A 16,134-nucleotide genomic window follows, 5' to 3' on the forward strand; every position below is an offset into this window, starting at 1 on the left:
AAGCCCCTAATCTAAACTGCTAAACTTAAAGCTACCCCCTGTATTTCGATTAGCTACTCCTTGCTTTTAAAAGCAATTATTCAATCCACACACGAGTATAAAGACGTTTTTGACCAGGTTTATCTGTAAATTCCTCTCTATCATGAAGAACTCTGGTATTGTCGAGAAACAACATATCTCCCGATTTCATAGAAAAACAAATACTATTCTTATTGCTATTTAACTCATTGTCTAATAAATCAAAGGCTAAAAGGTCATCTTCAGTTAGCAATCTCCCGACCTTCTCGTGCCCTCTTTCAATCCAGTAACGCATGTAGCGGATAGATAGCTTTTCTTCAATATAGCTAAAAATAGGGAATTTGTTGCTAAGTAAACTCTTGGTACTTCCATCACTGCCTGGAGTAACAAGGTCTCGAATGTAACTTTTATATAGGATTTTCAGTTTGTCTGGAGCTACTTTTCTTATGTTTTCATGTACCTTTGCAGCAGATACTATTTTCGTCCTACCTCCAAGAGCAGCTGGAGTAATACAGCAAAGTCCAATTATTCTTGGCTGAATCAATTTTTGCGAACTGTCTGTATGTGGGCCAGTAGCTGCTTTGGTTTGTGAAACTGGAATCGACTCATCCCTGTAACTCCTGCCAGTATTCTGAACTCTATAAAGCCTACCGTAGGTATTAATGGTGACACCTAGTGCTAAACTAAAATTTAGGAAAAGAAGATTAAGTGATTTATGATCAAGGCCGTTAATGCCTCTAATCCATGCTACTCCACTTCCTTGAAGAAGTTCTTGTTTAACATGATAGGAGAGCTTATCGAAACGTGGTGTCAGTACGGATTCGGCGCCTAGGTCTTCAATTGGATCTTTCCTTTTCGAAGCCCAATCAACCAGTGATCTGAACTCAGTGTTCCAGCCTTCTGGCCATGTGAATTTCCAGCCAGTTTTTCTTTCCAGATCTACAGCGCTCCAAGCTTGAGCGTCAGCCAGATCAGGGGGAGCTATCTCAGCCATTTGCTTGAACCTTAAATAAAAGATGTAGAGGATAGCCCTTTAGCGGACCAAAAAATTCCGGATCTAGAGTTAGATGCTCTTCAGTTACCGCCAGCTCCCTTATGGAAGGCATCTTTTTAAATCCAGCAGATTGAAGTGCTTCAAAATAATGGGTGAATGTCTTGTGCACACAGCGTACTGGTACAGTAATTCCATCTCTACGCCAAATTCTACCTTCAAAAGTAACATCTACGCCCTCAAAGTAATTTTTATCACCAAACTTGAAGTAAAATGGAGGTGATTGATTGCGCATAAAAGGTAAGCAAGGATGCGGCACTGTGAATATAAATATTCCATTAGGGCTAAGTAGTGACTTTACATTGGTCATCACCTGTGTCATTTCCTTAACTGTCAAATAGTTGAATAGAAAAATGGCAATTACTTGATCGAATTGAGTCCTGGGGTACCTATTAAAGGTAACAGCATCTGACACTTCGTAAATTGCTTTATGTAAACCAAGCTCAGCTGCAACAGATTTCGCTTGAGAAATCATTTCAGAAGAAGAGTCGACTCCAAATACCGAAGCTGCACCGGCGTCCAAAATTATTCTAGAAACATAGCCCTCGCCACATCCTACATCTAAAAGATGTTGGCCTGTAACACTACCCAATTCCTGTAGAACAATAGGTCTTGCTGTGTAGTCACTCAGTAATATTTTCTCAGACCGTAACCAGTTTTCTGCCTGATCATTGTAAATTGACTCAGTTGATATAATATGATTCATTGTTCATCCCTTTTTGTACATTGTCCATGGAAATATACTCAGAACTTTTCATGGCTCTATCTAGTAAGCCATCCCAAAACGCCGCTCTAAGATTTAGTGCTTTTATCGCCCCATGGCGAAGATGCCTTCGCCCCTCCTCTGTGTCAGCAAAATCCAAAGCAACTTGATTAAGATTCTCTGTATGGCTGTCATCAACAAGCGTGTGTACCGGGAAAAAGCAGTATTCTTCTAATTTTAAACTCTGCAAATTCTTCAACCCTTTCTCTATATATGGATAAATTGAACTAACAATATGCTCAGTTCCCATGCCTATAGCCCCAATCGCCTCTTCTGTGGAACCATGAAGCAGTACATCAGATAACATTTCATACCAAACTATGCCTTCCGACTGGCAGCTTTCTGGGATATCTTGTGTCACGTGCGACTTAAATCTTTCGAATAATTCTGTATGTGATATATTGTCCACCCAGTTTTTCTTAATTCCATATTGTTCCAGTTCTCTGAGTTCGGACTCCTCATAATGTCCAGATTCCTCTTTGAGGTTTTCGAGAAGGACACTCCGATGTCTTTTTAGCGTTAGGCGCGAAATTACAGCGGCCAACATATTGATGAATCGCGAGGAATAAAATCCATACTGCTGAGCAAAATCCCCAACGGCGTGTTTAAAGTTTGGTAAGTCTCCATTGGCAAACCGTAAAAGATACGGATGGTGCACAGCCCTATGTGAAAGGGCCTCTTCGGAGAGTTGTTTTAACCAAGCTGTTTTTTGAAAGCTCATGTGAATTCCCTGATTAATTACTGATGCAGTGATTGATGTTTCTGTAAAAATAAAAAATATAAATTTATAACTTAATAATGTTGTTGAGATAGGGCATCCCGTAATCCTCCTATTTTCTTTACAAGCTCAAATTACTATCTGTCACATTCATGCTGTCGCTAAAAGTTGGTTTGTGCATGCTATTCATCAGGGGAAATCAGTAACTTCGAACATAAGATGCCCCTCAATCTCAATAGGTGTCATTTAAATATCAGTCGCAAATGCCCTAAAAAATATTACAGGGCACACTATAAAAATTTGCTATCAAAATAGCATTTAAATTACGAAATAAAATATGCTTATTGATTAATAGCTTGTAGTAAAATATGACGCTGCCGATCAGCCGCAATAGCCGTATTGCATGGGAGGAAAAGGCCGATAGGCGGAGTATTCATTCTGGCGCAGTTCTCTGTTTTGACTATGTGCATTTATTAGTAGTTCTTATATAAGGTGTTATCTGATTAGAAATTACCTGTCTCTTTAGTGTGATGATCTTGGTGCCACGACAAATTACTAATGAACTAATTTCTAACCTGTTCCGTTAATAATGGCGAAGACATTGCCTGTATTTTTTGAGCAAAACAGCCAGTTCAGGTACAACCAAACAGGTATGTCATTGTTGGAGAAATTATCGATAAATAGGTTAAGGGTGGTTTACCTAAGTTTATAATTGATAACCAATTGAAGGTTGTCGGGATGGAGTTAACCACTAATGCTGGCTTTGAACATATGGTACGCCCAACAGCCAATCATGCCAGGCAGTATGCGAATGATTCCGGTAAGGGTGAGCACGTAAATTTTTATGGTGAATTTGCTTAGATCATGCGAACTGTGGCGGGTATGAGTACAACTGCAACTGAGATGGCAATTTATCTTATCGCTTTACAGTCGGGTAAGTTAGTTAAAGACCTCAGTTTGCTATGGACACCAGTCATTCTTGAAGATGGGAAAACCAGAGGGTTTAACGATATCGAGAATAGGTATGCGATGGGGTGGTAAGTTATTGATAGAGGGCGACATAGGGCTCTTAGTGCAAGTGGTGCCAATGCGGGAACTGTGATTCACTACCCTGAGGACGAACTATCTATTGTCGTTCTCACAAACTTACTTGGAGGGCTACCTGTTCAATTTGTAGACCGAATCGCCGCGAAATATGTACCTGGATTCCAGCTATAAATTCAGCAACCAACTCCTCCGTTATTTGATATCTTGACCTATGATCAAGCTAATTTACCTTTCTTTGAAGCGAAAGAATTAGGTGAGTAAGGAGTGATTTGTGACAACTTTTGTTTTGGTGCATGGAGCTTGGCAGGGAGGGTGGTGCTGGAAGCGGGTTTCAGCACTTCTGCGCAAGGCAGGTCATGACGTTTTCACACCCACCCTCACAGGGCTTGGGGAGCGCTCGCACCTCTTGAACGATAGGATTGACCTGGACACCCATATTCAGGATGTTTTGGGAGTTCTTCGGTGTGAGGAGTTGTCTGATATTGTTTTATGCGGGCATAGTTATGGGGGTATGGTTATAACAGGTGTTGCTGATAAAGTACCCCAAGCTATATCTTCCCTGGTTTATCTCGATGCTTTAGTGCCAGAAGATGGGCAGAGTGTCCTGGACCTCCTTCCCAGCGACGATGCCTCCAGTTTCAAGGAAAGCGCTAGAACTAAAGGTCAGGGTTTTCGAGTGGCACCTAGCCCAGCAGAAGTTTTTGGGGTTAATGCTGAAGATCAAGCCTGGGTAGATCGGCGTAATGTTGATCATCCATTAAAGACCTTTGAGCAACCTATACGCCTGGACGGCTTATGGAAACAAGTGCCTGGGTGCCTTTATATTTATGCTACAGGTTGGAGCCCAGGTATCGGCAAGCCTTTTTTCGACAGGGCTGAGCTGGACATTGATTGGCAGGCTATGACCCTTTCATGTGGTCATTATGTGATGATAGATATGCCCAAGGAGTTGACTCAGGTGTTGATTCGTTCGACTTGATTGTCGCTATCATATCGTGATAGAGGTATGGAAAAATCAAGCGATAATTAATTAAAAGTTCAGAATAAAATTAATTGCTGTTTATTGGTCTTTCTTCGGAGCATCCTTTGGTCTATTAACCTTTCTGTATGGCTGGGCTCTATTTGCACTCGGTAGGCGGTCAAACAAGACGCAAGTCTTTGATCTGTTCAGTAAGTCTTTCTATAAAGTATTCGGTTAGTGCGAGTTTGATCTATTGTTCTTATTACAAACTAAGTAATAGCTTTAGTTCATACTTTAGTTTCCCACGCGCCCCCTCCCCCCGCAGGGGAGGGGGGCTGAACACTCCAGGCTAGGCATCGACAAAGATTACTTCACCAGTTATAAATCCATCGACTGAACGTTCAAAAGCTTTTCCGACCTGGTGCCCCGGCACGGGCTCGAAACCAGGCATCATATCACCGTAGACATCCCAGGCTTCTTCCAATACCGTTGGATTAACCACATTGATTCGAATATCCCTGGGGAGTTCATAAGCAACACATTTGACAAAGGTATCAATTGCTCCACTGGTTGTTGCATCGGCAATTGCCATAGGGATCGGTTTGATATTTAGAATACCGGATATTAGCGTAAAGGATCCTTTATCGGCGATGTACTCTTGACCGATTCTTACAAGATTGATTTGTCCCATCATCTTGCTCATTACTGTTGTCATCCACTGTCGCTCAGTCATATCGACAAAGTTTGCGTATTCACAGAAACCAACGGTGTTTACGACAGCATCGAAGTCACCCACCGTCTTAAACAGTCGCCTGATAGAGTCTTCATCAGTAATATCAACCTGATGGTCACATCCCTTTCCCGAGCGACTCGCTGTGATAACCTTGTGGCTGCTTAACCCTGTTAAAGCGGCCTGTCCCATTTTACCTTGTGCGCCAATAAGGATAACGTTTTTCACTCTAAGTACCTGTTTTATATGAAGAATTTACTATTTGCCGCAATGCGATGCTGCTCAATTACTAGGAGAATGCTAGTTTTATTGTGATACAATGTTAAACAGTATTTATTTGTAAGAGATACAAGTGTGAACCAAATAAATCGATTGGAGGTCAAGCAACTCCGAATATTCCAGGCATTAATATCTGAAAGAAGTGTATCTCGTGTCGCAAGCCAGATCGGCCTTACTCAGCAAGCTGTTAGTGAACATTTAAAAAAGTTGAGAGATATTTTTAGTGATGAACTTTTTCTCCGGAAAAGCAATGGACTAATTCCAACGCCGACAGCAATAAACTTAGGGAAAAAGGTTGATGCGATCCTCAAAGGGTTAGATAAATTGTTGGAGCCAGCAGTTTTTGACCCATCTAAAATAGCACAAACCTATACCATCGCTGCGACAGATTACTCCCAACAAGTGGTGCTTCCCAGCTTATTGCCTAAACTCAGAGCGCTAGCTCCCAACTTGAAAGTGGTAATACGGGATATTGCTACAGACAGACTGGAAGAGTTAATGAGTGAAGCCAAGGTGGATTTAATAGTTGCAGATTCGGATATAAATTCTGACCTGTACTCTTCTATCACATTATTTACTGATTACTATGTCTGCGTTGCGGCAAAGAGTTCGCCTCTGGTAAAGAAGAAGCTGGGTTTGGAGGAAATAGCTTCTGAGCCGCATCTTATGGCATCTCCGCTTAAGTCCGGTGCGGCAGGAATTATTGATGGTTGGTTTGCAAGGCACCGTTTGCGTAGAAATGTTGTTATGTCTACGCCATGTTTTACCACGGTTCCACAATATCTCAAGAAAACAGATATGCTTGCTTTTTTACCTAACCGGGTAGCGAGTGATTCAAACCTTGCCATTCTTAATCTGAAAAACAAGCCGGTAGAGTTTGATGTTATAGCCGCATGGCACCCTCGTTCAGATCATGATGCTTTACATAATTGGGTTGTAAACTTGTTGAGAGAGTGTGTCTAGTATTCTTTAGTTGATATTAAAGTACATAAAGGTGCGAGAGTGGCATAGGGGATTCAGGAGTTACTGAGTAAATGAGATCTTTAGAAACGCAATTTTATCGGGAAAATAAATGATTCTTGATTTTCATTCGTGCAATAAAAAGTTGAACAGGAGGGGCGCGGCGGAGAGGGTGGCATAGTAATATATCAAGCCCTTAAATGCAGAGATTTTAATGGAGCATGAGATTTTGCTATTCCTGTTGTGATGCCGCGGTTTAGCTCTGTGGGTGAGCTTGCCCATTGTGATATTGAGGAGATGTATATCATTTTAAAAGCTAAAGGCACTTTGACTATCGAGGACGAGAAGACACGAGCTTCCGCTGAAGGTATAATTTTAAATAAAATAGCTGGAACCCATGGATTAGTTAATGACTTATCGAAAGAGATGGAATTGTTAATTATTCAAGCCAGTTTGAAGTGGTACCAGCTTAATAAGTCAGTTAATTTGACGGTAGAAAGTTACCAGGCTTGAATGCCTTGATTTTCATTGGAGTGACGATTTAACAACATGATTGGGAGTGGGTAAGAGTTATGAAAATGCGAAACTTCTTAAGAATGGTAATTATCGGGATTGGTTTATCTGTGGTCAATGTAGCTGCAGAAGAAGTCGAGATAGATAAAGACCTCACTATTTATTATGAACAATCGGGGAGTGGTGATACTGCCATTATTTTTATTCCTGGCTGGATGATGTCGGCAGACGTTTTTGAGCATCAACTTGCCCACTTTAAAGATTCTAAAAAGTACCGCGCGCTGGCATATGATCCCCGTGGGCAGGGCAAATCATCAAAGCCCGTCGAAGGGCACACCTATCAACAACATGCTAGAGACCTGGCTAAGTTAATAGGGACATTGGATATAGACAACGTGATCTTGGCAGGTTGGTCATATGGCGTAACGGAGCAATTGGCATATTTGAATCAGTTTGGTTCCGATAAACTGAAAGCGATGATCATGATTGATACTGGACCAGATATAGCGGGAGCAAGCCGTGATGAGTGGGTTTGGTATCTAAATGATGATTCGGACGGCTATTCACGCTCATTTACTGAGGGCATTATAGAGGATCGAGATAATGTAATTAGTGAATTTGTGAAATGGATGCTTGAAAACCCTTCAAAGGAAAATATTGCCTGGGTTACCCAAATTGCTAATCAGACCTCTAGTAGTGTCGCTTCAATTACCAACGCGACCGGATTTTACCTGGACTATAGTGATGATCTTGTAGCATTGGAAGGTAAATTGCCCCTACTGTATGTTGTGAGAGAGGAAGTTAAAAGTGTTGCGGATAAATGGATCAAGGCCAATACACCGTCTGCCACTGCTGTTTATATGGGAAAACACATGATGTTTTGGGAGAGACCCAGAGAGTTTAATCAGGTACTCGATCAGTTTCTTTCTGCCATGGAGAATGATAAATAATATATAAGCCCCTGCTTTACTTAACTTATGTATAGAGTGGTTTCGTGGTGATAAACACAGAGGATCAAGAAAATCTGGTTCTCTGTAGTTTTGTTTTAAAAGTTAAAGTGCTCCCCAATGGGGAATGATTTGTAAAGCGCATATTATGTCTAGAAAAATATTATCCTTAAAGGTAAAAAGAAATACGGAGCCTAAGAGGGCTGATAAAAAGCAAGAGGATACTTCTGATCCAAAGAAGCGGTTCTTAAATGGCGTAGCTATTAATCCATCTGAGCCTATTCGCCTTGAGTCAGGTTCTCAGCAACTTACGGTACGGGCGATGGATTTGATTACGCCAATTGGCAAGGGGCAACGAGGCTTGATTGTGGCCCCTCCGGGCTGTGGCAAAACCACTATCCTCAAGCATATTTGCCAAGCAGTGGGGAAGGCTTACCCCGAAATAAAGCTGTACGCTTTGCTTATTGATGAAAGGCCAGAGGAGGTTACTGACTTTAAGCGAAGTGTACCGGCAGAAGTGTATGCTTCCTCCTCTGATCATAGCTATAAAGAGCATGTGCGGGTAGCTAAAGAACTCCTTGATAGGGCTTGTAAGGAAGCCGGTGAAGGCCAGGATGTAATGATCGTGGTTGACTCGTTGACAAGGCTATCACGGGTGCATAATGCGCAGCAGAGTGGTAGGGGGCGTACAATGTCAGGTGGGATAGATGCCAGGGCTATGGAGATACCCAGAAAGCTGTTTGGCGCTGCGAGAAAGATTGAAGGTGGTGGATCACTTACGATTCTGGCAACGATACTCGTGGATACCGGAAGCCGAATGGACCAGGTGATATTTGAGGAGTTTAAGGGTACGGGAAATATGGAGGTAGTATTGTCAAAGGAAGTTGCGAGACAGCGAATTTACCCTGCCTTGGATATTGCTAAAAGCAGTACTCGCCGTGAGGAAGTCCTGTTCAACTCGAAAGATATTGCAACGATAAGAGCTTTACGAAGAACGCTTGCCGGCCTTAAGCCTGTAGATGGCACTAAAAAACTTATTGAACTCCTTAAAAAGTACCCGACTAATGCGGAGTTACTTGACCATTAATTTTTAGTTAAGTTTAGGGGGAGTATTTAGCCGCTTAGCATTTTAGGAGTTAGTTACTGAACGCCCGAGACCTTATTATGACAACTGTTAGTCAGTCGGGGGCTTCACACGTCAATTCTATGGTGTGTTTTTGCAGGATACTCTTCAATGGCTTCCCCCTCTAGTATTTCACTACCAGTTTGGTAACGCATTGTCATCTGGCCAGTTGCAAGCAGAGTTCCTACACTGTCATAAACTTCGGTATAGGAATAAAAGATTTTATGCCCCGAGCTGGTCAACTTACCTATGGCGGTTAACTGGTTGGTTTTGGCTCGACCGGTGAAATTGGTTGTTAATGATAGCGTGAGGGATTTACGTCGACGATTTGGGTACGGGCAGTAGAGACCACAGTAGGATCCGGCAATATCAATTAACGTTGTAATAAACCCCCCATGGGGTACTCCGTGGCTATTCAAATGCTCAGGGAGTACGGTTACGCTGATCACTACACGGCCTTCCTGCCACTCATCAATTTTCACACCCAAATGATCATTGAACGGTGGTTTTTTTTTATTTTGCCAGCTCATTTGGACTTACCTTTTGGGAAATTAGTTCAGAACAGGGTGCGTTCGGGCAGCGTGCAGGGTGGAGAAATACACTGTGAGCAGACCCGCTGTGACCACTATAAGAATTCCTATCAGCGCAATTGTGTTAGGCAGATGCTGCCATATCAGCCAGCCAAAAATGCCGGCAATAACTACTCCAAAATAACTGATTGGTGAAACTACACTGGGTTTTGCATAACTATAAGCTTTGGTATAGAGCCATATCGCTAATAAAACAGAAACCCCATTAAAAGCCAGATAGGGAATAGTCCAGGTAGGTATTGACTGCCAGTAGTAGATACCCAGGGGCAGGCTACACATAAATGAGATAAGGACGTAGTAAAACAAAATAAGGCTCGACCTATCAGTACGAGACAGAATACGTGTGCCCACCATAGAGACAGCTAGAGTAATACCTGACAGTAAGCCGAAGGCGTGGCCACTGCTGATACCATGGATATCAGGTTGAAGAATCAGTGCGATACCAAGTAGTCCAAGCACAATGGGTAGCCAGCTTGTGGCGGGAATCTGTGCACGCGCCCAAAGCCAGGCTACAAGTGGAACAAAAATAGGGGCGGCATTGCGTAGTAAGCCTGCCTCCATCAATGAAATACGGCTGAGTGCATAAAAGTAGGAAAAGAAGCAGAGCCAGCCTGCAAAGCCTCGCAGTAAATGGGTTTTCCAGTGTTGTGTTATGAGCTGTTGGGGTGACTGGCGCACCAGCCAGGGAATAAGTAATAGTAAGCAGATGCTGTATTGGCTGAGAACTATTAAAGGTACTGGTACGGCGGGTGATATCCATTTACTGGCTGCGGCGGCTGTACTGGCAACCATGGCGGTGGCCAGTGCGTAACCTATGCCTTTCCAATTGTTTCTCTTAACCCTGGCTTGGATCGCTTTGTGGTGATCTAACGGTTCTGGTGACTGTTCGAGCTGCAGCTCATTAAACCGCATCTGGCTCGGTCGTAGTTTCGATTCTATTAAGGTATCAGGCCTTGTCATTGTGTTGCCAATTAAAAATCTCTCAACTTTGGCAAAAAGGGTAACCGGTACTTTTACCGGTTACCCTTGAGAAGCGAATACTATCGCTGATCGTCTGCCCATTTCGCAAATGTTTTACCTTCTTTTACCAGTTGGACGAGCAATGGTGCGGGAGTCCAATTGGCTTCGCCATGTTGGTCACGGAATGTGCAAATAGTATCGTAGATCTTTTTCAGGCCGATGCTATCTGCGTAAAACATGGGGCCGCCGCGATGGGGAGGGAAACCATAGCCATAAACATACACAACATCAATATCACTGGGGCGTTGGGCTATCCCTTCTTCCAGAATTCTGGCTCCCTCATTAATTAAGGCGAAAGTAAGGCGATTAAGAATTTCTTTATCGGAGATGTCTCGCCGCTCTATCCCATGAGCTTTGGCTTGAGCCTCTATAATTGCTTGGACTTCGGGGTCACTGGTACGAGCGCGAGTTTCTGGGTCATAGCGGTAATAACCGGCTCCACTCTTTTGGCCCAGGCGTCCCATCTCTACTAAAGCATCTGCAATGCAGTAGGTTTTGGGGTCGCCTTTTTCTGCTTCGCTCAGGCCCTCGCGGGCTTTGTGGCCAATATCGAGACCGGCCAAATCTCCAACCGCTATGGGCCCCATGGCCATGCCCCAGGATTGCATTACGGTATCTATTTGCTCCGCGGTGGCTCCTTCTATTAAACAGAGTTGCGCTTCACGGGCATAGGGCCGCAGCATCCGGTTGCCAATAAACCCATAACAGTTTCCGGCCAGCACGGGAACTTTCTTGATAGTTTTTGCCAACCGCATTGCGGTAGCGATAACATCGTCGGCGCTCTTTGAGCCACGAACGACTTCCAGAAGTTTCATAACATTGGCGGGGCTGAAAAAGTGTAACCCGATAACATCTTCTGGCCGATTGGTAGCAGCGGCGATCTGGTCGATATCCTGGTAGGAAGTGTTTGTTGCGAGAATGGTGCCGGGTTTACAGTATTGGTCCAGCTTGGAAAAAATTTCCTTTTTAAGCGTTACATTCTCAAACACAGCTTCGATAACGAGGTCTACCTCTACCAGGTCGGAATAGTCAGTGGTGCTCTGGATTAGTGAGAGACAGTGTGCTTTTTGGGGCTCTGTAATCTTCCCCTTTTTCATACTGATATTGTAATTTTTGTCGATTACTGCCAGACCACGCTCTACGGCAGCTTGATCGATATCCAGCAGCTTGACTGGGATACCGGCATTGGCAAAATTCATGGCGATACCTCCCCCCATAGTGCCGCCGCCAATAATGCCAATACTGTGTATTTCTCTGATAGGGGTATCTTTGGAGAGATTCTTAACTTTTGTCGCACGTCGCTCGGCAAAGAACATATGCCTCAGGGCGGCGGACTGACTTGAGAGCAGACATTCGATAAATAGATCCAGTTCTTTAGCCAGCCCTTTATCGAATGGCAGTTTAACTGCTGCCTCCACACAGGAGACAATGTTCTGTGGGGCCAGTTGACCAGGTGCTCTTTTTTCCAGTCGCTGGCGGAAATCGTCGAACAGGCCCTCTGGAATACTGGCAGGATCTATTGTGATGTCCCGGACTCTGCGTGGTGGGGCTTTCTGGTCAATTAGCTCACGAGCAAAGGCGAGGGCCCCTTCGAATAGATCATCATCAACCACGTGATCGATCAGCTTCATGCTTTTGGCTTTCGCGGCTGGGATTGGGGCACCTTTGGTGATCATTTCTAGTGCAGCCGCAACGCCGGCCAGACGTGGCGTGCGCTGAGTACCACCGGCCCCAGGCAATAACCCCAATTTAACTTCAGGCAGGCCGACTTTGGCAGAAGCCTGGGCACAACGATAGTGACAAGCCAGTGCCACCTCAAAGCCCCCGCCCAATGCGGTACCATGAATAGCGGCAATCACCGGTTTACGAGAGTTTTCGATTTCTGTAATCACCTCAGATAAGGCAGGTGCCTGTGGTGGCTTACTAAATTCTGTGATGTCTGCACCAGCAATAAAAGTGCGGCCTTCACATATTAAAACCAGTACCTGAGAGGCATCTTCCTGGGCACTTTTGATCGCTCCCCAAATGCCTTCGCGCAGCCCGTGGGAAAGCGCGTTGACAGGGGGGTTGTTAAGTCGAATAACACCAATATCGCCAATAAGTTCATAATTTACGGTAGACATTGTTATCTCCAGATCTTAAATGACTATTAGATTGTTTCTCCTAGAGGGTCTCGCCGGTTTTTATATACGCTCAATAATCACTGCGATTCCCTGGCCAATACCAATACACATGGTGGCTAACCCGTAGCGCCCACCGCTACGCTCCAGCTGGCGCAGTGCTGTGAGTAGAATGCGGGCTCCGCTGGCGCCGAGCGGATGCCCAACTGCAATTGCACCACCATTGGGGTTTACCCTGGAGTCCTCGTAACCAATCTCGAGCATTTTCAGGCAGCCCATGGCCTGTACAGCAAAAGCCTCGTTAAACTCCATGACATCCATATCTGCCAGGCTCAAGCCTGCACGAGCCAATGCCTTACGGGTAGCCGGGACCGGGCCTAACCCCATTACTCTTGGCTCCACTCCTGCAATAGCACTGGCGAGAATACGTGCGCGGGGCTTGAGATCTACGGCCTGCCCAGCCTCCTGGCTGCCAATAATGAGTGCTGCGGCACCATCGTTGATTCCAGAAGCATTTCCAGCAGTTACTACGCCGCCTTCAAATAGCGGGCGTAGCGTTTGCAGGCGCTCCAGGCTGGTATCGGGGCGGGGATGCTCATCAGTATCGATAAGGCGGGGTGGTTGCTTTCGGTCCTGTGGCACTTCAATAGGAATAATTTCATCGATAAAAAAGCCATCAAAACGTGCGCTTTCATATTTTGCTTGTGAAGCTAACGCAAAGATATCGCACTCTTCCCGCTGAATATTCAGGTCTGCGGCGATATTGTCTGCAGTTTGCGGCATGGTATGGCTGCCAAATTCTGCAACAATATCGGGATTGGTGAAGCGCGGACCCAAAGTGGTATCCGCCAGTTGCTGGGTGCGATCGAACGGGCTGCTTGCTTTGGAGAGGACCAAAGGGGCGCGGCTCATGGATTCAACACCACCGGCAATGAACAAATCACCTTCCGAGACCCTGATGCAGCGGGCTGCATCGGCAATGGCAGATAAGCCTGAACCACATAAGCGGTTTACCGTAATACCACCGGTGGAGATCGGCAGTCCTGCAATTAGCCCGGCAAAGCGGGCGATATTACGACTGTCCTCACCGGCCTGATTGGTATTTCCGGCAATCACATCCTCAAATTGCTTGTGATCGAAATTATTACGTTCAACCAGGGTTTTAATGACATGCGCGAGCATATTGTCTGGCCTGATACTGGAAAGGCTACCTCCATGGCGACCAAAAGCACTTCGGCCGCCATCATAGATATAAGCTTGTGGCATTGTCAGTTTTCCCAATGACTGATTATTGTTTTGTGAGCAGTAGTAAATGTCCGGGCTTAATCAAACTCCAGTGCTACCGGAATATTTTCCAATGCCTCCTCTGCTACCGTTTTAGCCGAAGGTTTTTCCAGACGAACTTTTGCAACCTGGCCCAGAGCACTATCAAAACGGGCAGAAAATTCTGCAGATATATTTTTTTCCTGAAGTGCCTGACCAATAACATATTCGGTAGCGCGATTACGCAAAGCGGGTTTGAATACCTTGGCTACTGCAGTTAGGGGGATTTCATCAATGATCTCTATCCGCTTGGGTATCGCTGCACGTTCAGAAATCTGGGTGCGGCAGTAGTCGATAAGCTGCGCTTCCGTGGGAGGATTTTCGGACGGATATAGAGTGACATAGGCCACCGGAACCTCACCGGCATAGGCATCGGGCTGTCCCACGGCAACGGCCATAGCCACGGCGGGGTGACGGCTTAGTGGCTCTTCAATCAAGGCCGGATCTATATTGTGGCCGCCACGAATGATTAAATCCTTGGCTCGCCCGGTCAGATAAAGATTGCCATCGCCATCGACATATCCCATATCGCCAGTATTAAACCAACTGTGGTCAACCCAAGCCTTGGCGTTATCCTCTTCGGAGAGATAGCCTGAAAAAATATGTGGCCCCCGTGCTAGCACAATACCTACTTCACCGGTGTTACAGGTTCTCACTAGCCGGTTTCCATCCACTTCGGCAATTTTCATTTCCATGTAGGGGAGGCGGCGGCCGACGCTGCCTTCGGGTGCTTGCATATCTGTTGGGGGGCGGGCCAGCAGGCAGCTGGACTCTGTCATGCCATAGCCGTTGCTTACCGTCACATTGAATTTTTCCTCAAACGCACTCTTAAGCGCTGCGGGTAAAGGCGAGGCCCCGCAGCCAACATCTGTCAGGCAGCTAATGTCATTGTCGCCCACAGGGATTTGCATCAAGATGCCGAGAATAGTGGGCACGGCACCAAAGCCCTGCACCCGGAAGCGGGCGACGTGATGCCACCAGTTGGGGAGCACATTGGGGGAGCGAAAACCTGAGGGGGTCATTATAACAATCGTGCGGCCGGCGAGCAGAGTGCCAATGCCGGCGACCACAGTGCCGAAAATGTGAAACAGAGGAAGGCCACTGAGGGTAGCAAATCGCCCCTTACTGGATGTTGTGTCCACACTCAGTTGTGCGACAAACGCAATATTGCTGTGGGTCAGGCGTGCAATTTTAGGTCGCCCGGTTGTCCCTCCGGTGTGGAAGTAACTGGCAATTTCATCGCCTTGAATAGTTCGCCCACTAATTAAGTGGTCATTTGGCTGTTGGGCAATTGCCAATACAAAATTCTCTACCTTAATGCCGGAAGGCATGGATAGGGTACTAACCGGTTTTTTACTGATTAGTAGCAGTGCCTTCAAGGTTGGAACCTGCTCAATGACCTGCGCAACCTTTTCCCAAATCTCCTCACTGAGATCCTGCCCAAGGCTGACTAATACCTTGGCTTTGGTGGCATTCATGATCTCGGCGATATGCTCCGGTTCCAGCAATGGATTAATAGGACTGGCGATTCCTGCGGCCTGTCCTCCCCAGAGTGCGAAATGCGTTTCTGGAAGATTGGGTAATAGTAATGAAACCGTATCTGTCGAATTTATGCCGAGAGAATGGAGTAGATTGGCAGTTTGGTGAACTCTCTCGGATAGCTGTGAGTAGCTCACTGTCACACTTTCTTCATCTGGTACAGCGGTGGGAAGAAATTCGATGGCTGCATCTTGTTGGTAAAGACGAGCGGCCTGCCGAATTAAATCGTAGGTGTTTTCCCAGGGGTAACGTTGTAACAAAGGAACTTTTTCATATTCCTGGATTTCTGCAAGAGATTGCAGCATGGGACTGCCAGTGGAAGTGGACGTGATAGACATGGGGGCTTCTCTCACTATGGTTATTATGCTGATGACAATATCAAAAGTGAAATGAGCATTCCACTCTGCGGAATTCAATGGTAATGTTTTGTGC

16 protein-coding genes are annotated in these 16,134 nt (G+C 45.4%); 7 read left to right on the forward strand and 9 right to left on the reverse strand.

All coding sequences use genetic code 11. From position 1 onward, the window contains the following. Positions 1–76 precede the first annotated feature (76 nt). The 3 genes from ACJJI7_RS14970 to ACJJI7_RS14980 are packed head-to-tail and all read right to left on the reverse strand — an operon-like array spanning position 77 to position 2,553. Positions 77–1,012, reverse strand: a complete 936-nt coding sequence (locus ACJJI7_RS14970) for a TauD/TfdA family dioxygenase (protein WP_282950998.1) — start codon at positions 1,010–1,012, stop codon at positions 77–79. Continuing rightward, positions 1,005–1,775 (reverse strand): class I SAM-dependent methyltransferase, encoded by a 771-nt coding sequence (locus ACJJI7_RS14975; RefSeq protein ID WP_020414912.1) that lies wholly within the window; start codon positions 1,773–1,775, stop codon positions 1,005–1,007. The genes ACJJI7_RS14970 and ACJJI7_RS14975 overlap by 8 nt, the downstream gene beginning before the upstream one ends. Continuing rightward, complete coding sequence (locus ACJJI7_RS14980; RefSeq protein WP_020414913.1) at positions 1,753–2,553, reverse strand: iron-containing redox enzyme family protein; 801 nt, start codon at positions 2,551–2,553, stop codon at positions 1,753–1,755. The genes ACJJI7_RS14975 and ACJJI7_RS14980 overlap by 23 nt, the downstream gene beginning before the upstream one ends. A gap of 735 nt (positions 2,554–3,288) precedes the next feature. Here ACJJI7_RS14980 and ACJJI7_RS14985 point away from each other — a divergent pair. The 3 genes from ACJJI7_RS14985 (at position 3,289) to ACJJI7_RS14995 (ending at position 4,576) form a co-directional block, all read left to right on the forward strand. Then, positions 3,289–3,411, forward strand: a complete 123-nt coding sequence (locus ACJJI7_RS14985) for a hypothetical protein (protein WP_353375132.1) — start codon at positions 3,289–3,291, stop codon at positions 3,409–3,411. Between the two features lie 21 nt (positions 3,412–3,432). Then, complete coding sequence (locus ACJJI7_RS14990; protein WP_157533687.1) at positions 3,433–3,591, forward strand: hypothetical protein; 159 nt, start codon at positions 3,433–3,435, stop codon at positions 3,589–3,591. A 277-nt stretch (positions 3,592–3,868) separates the two neighbouring features. Further along, entirely contained in the window at positions 3,869–4,576 is a 708-nt protein-coding gene (locus ACJJI7_RS14995) for an alpha/beta fold hydrolase (RefSeq protein ID WP_444901837.1), read from the forward strand. A gap of 331 nt (positions 4,577–4,907) precedes the next feature. On the opposite strand, the gene ACJJI7_RS15000 is transcribed toward ACJJI7_RS14995, so the two are convergent. Then, the gene (locus tag ACJJI7_RS15000) at positions 4,908–5,480 is read right to left on the reverse strand and encodes a short chain dehydrogenase (RefSeq protein ID WP_475717080.1); all 573 of its coding nucleotides are present in this window, start codon (positions 5,478–5,480) and stop codon (positions 4,908–4,910) included. Between the two features lie 162 nt (positions 5,481–5,642). Between ACJJI7_RS15000 and ACJJI7_RS15005 the strand changes: the two genes are divergently transcribed. The 4 genes from ACJJI7_RS15005 (at position 5,643) to rho (ending at position 9,074) form a co-directional block, all read left to right on the forward strand. Then, positions 5,643–6,530, forward strand: a complete 888-nt coding sequence (locus ACJJI7_RS15005) for a LysR family transcriptional regulator (protein WP_353375135.1) — start codon at positions 5,643–5,645, stop codon at positions 6,528–6,530. Between the two features lie 261 nt (positions 6,531–6,791). Beyond that, a complete protein-coding gene (locus ACJJI7_RS15010; RefSeq protein WP_282950992.1) occupies positions 6,792–7,040 on the forward strand; it encodes a cupin domain-containing protein in 249 nt (82 codons plus the stop codon). A 59-nt stretch (positions 7,041–7,099) separates the two neighbouring features. After that, positions 7,100–7,990 carry an alpha/beta fold hydrolase gene (locus ACJJI7_RS15015; protein WP_444901835.1) on the forward strand — a complete coding sequence of 297 codons (891 nt, stop codon included), beginning with the start codon at positions 7,100–7,102 and terminating at the stop codon, positions 7,988–7,990. Between the two features lie 145 nt (positions 7,991–8,135). After that, the gene (rho, locus tag ACJJI7_RS15020; RefSeq protein ID WP_444901834.1) at positions 8,136–9,074 is read left to right on the forward strand and encodes a transcription termination factor Rho; all 939 of its coding nucleotides are present in this window, start codon (positions 8,136–8,138) and stop codon (positions 9,072–9,074) included. 104 nt (positions 9,075–9,178) lie between these two features. Here rho and ACJJI7_RS15025 read toward each other — a convergent pair whose 3' ends face one another. The 5 genes from ACJJI7_RS15025 to ACJJI7_RS15045 all read right to left on the reverse strand — a co-directional run bounded on the left by ACJJI7_RS15025 (position 9,179) and on the right by ACJJI7_RS15045 (position 16,040). Next, on the reverse strand, positions 9,179–9,640 hold the full coding sequence (locus ACJJI7_RS15025) for a PaaI family thioesterase (RefSeq protein WP_444901833.1): 462 nt from the start codon (positions 9,638–9,640) through the stop codon (positions 9,179–9,181). A gap of 21 nt (positions 9,641–9,661) precedes the next feature. After that, positions 9,662–10,660 carry a DMT family transporter gene (locus ACJJI7_RS15030; RefSeq protein ID WP_282950990.1) on the reverse strand — a complete coding sequence of 333 codons (999 nt, stop codon included), beginning with the start codon at positions 10,658–10,660 and terminating at the stop codon, positions 9,662–9,664. A gap of 80 nt (positions 10,661–10,740) precedes the next feature. Further along, positions 10,741–12,843, reverse strand: a complete 2,103-nt coding sequence (locus ACJJI7_RS15035; RefSeq protein ID WP_444901832.1) for a 3-hydroxyacyl-CoA dehydrogenase NAD-binding domain-containing protein — start codon at positions 12,841–12,843, stop codon at positions 10,741–10,743. A gap of 60 nt (positions 12,844–12,903) precedes the next feature. Then, positions 12,904–14,106 carry a 3-oxoadipyl-CoA thiolase gene (locus ACJJI7_RS15040; protein ID WP_444901831.1) on the reverse strand — a complete coding sequence of 401 codons (1,203 nt, stop codon included), beginning with the start codon at positions 14,104–14,106 and terminating at the stop codon, positions 12,904–12,906. Positions 14,107–14,162: 56 nt separating this feature from the next. Next, positions 14,163–16,040 (reverse strand): acyl-CoA synthetase, encoded by a 1,878-nt coding sequence (locus tag ACJJI7_RS15045; RefSeq protein WP_282950987.1) that lies wholly within the window; start codon positions 16,038–16,040, stop codon positions 14,163–14,165. Positions 16,041–16,134: the final 94 nt, after the last annotated feature.

Source organism: Microbulbifer variabilis, from assembly GCF_056232115.1.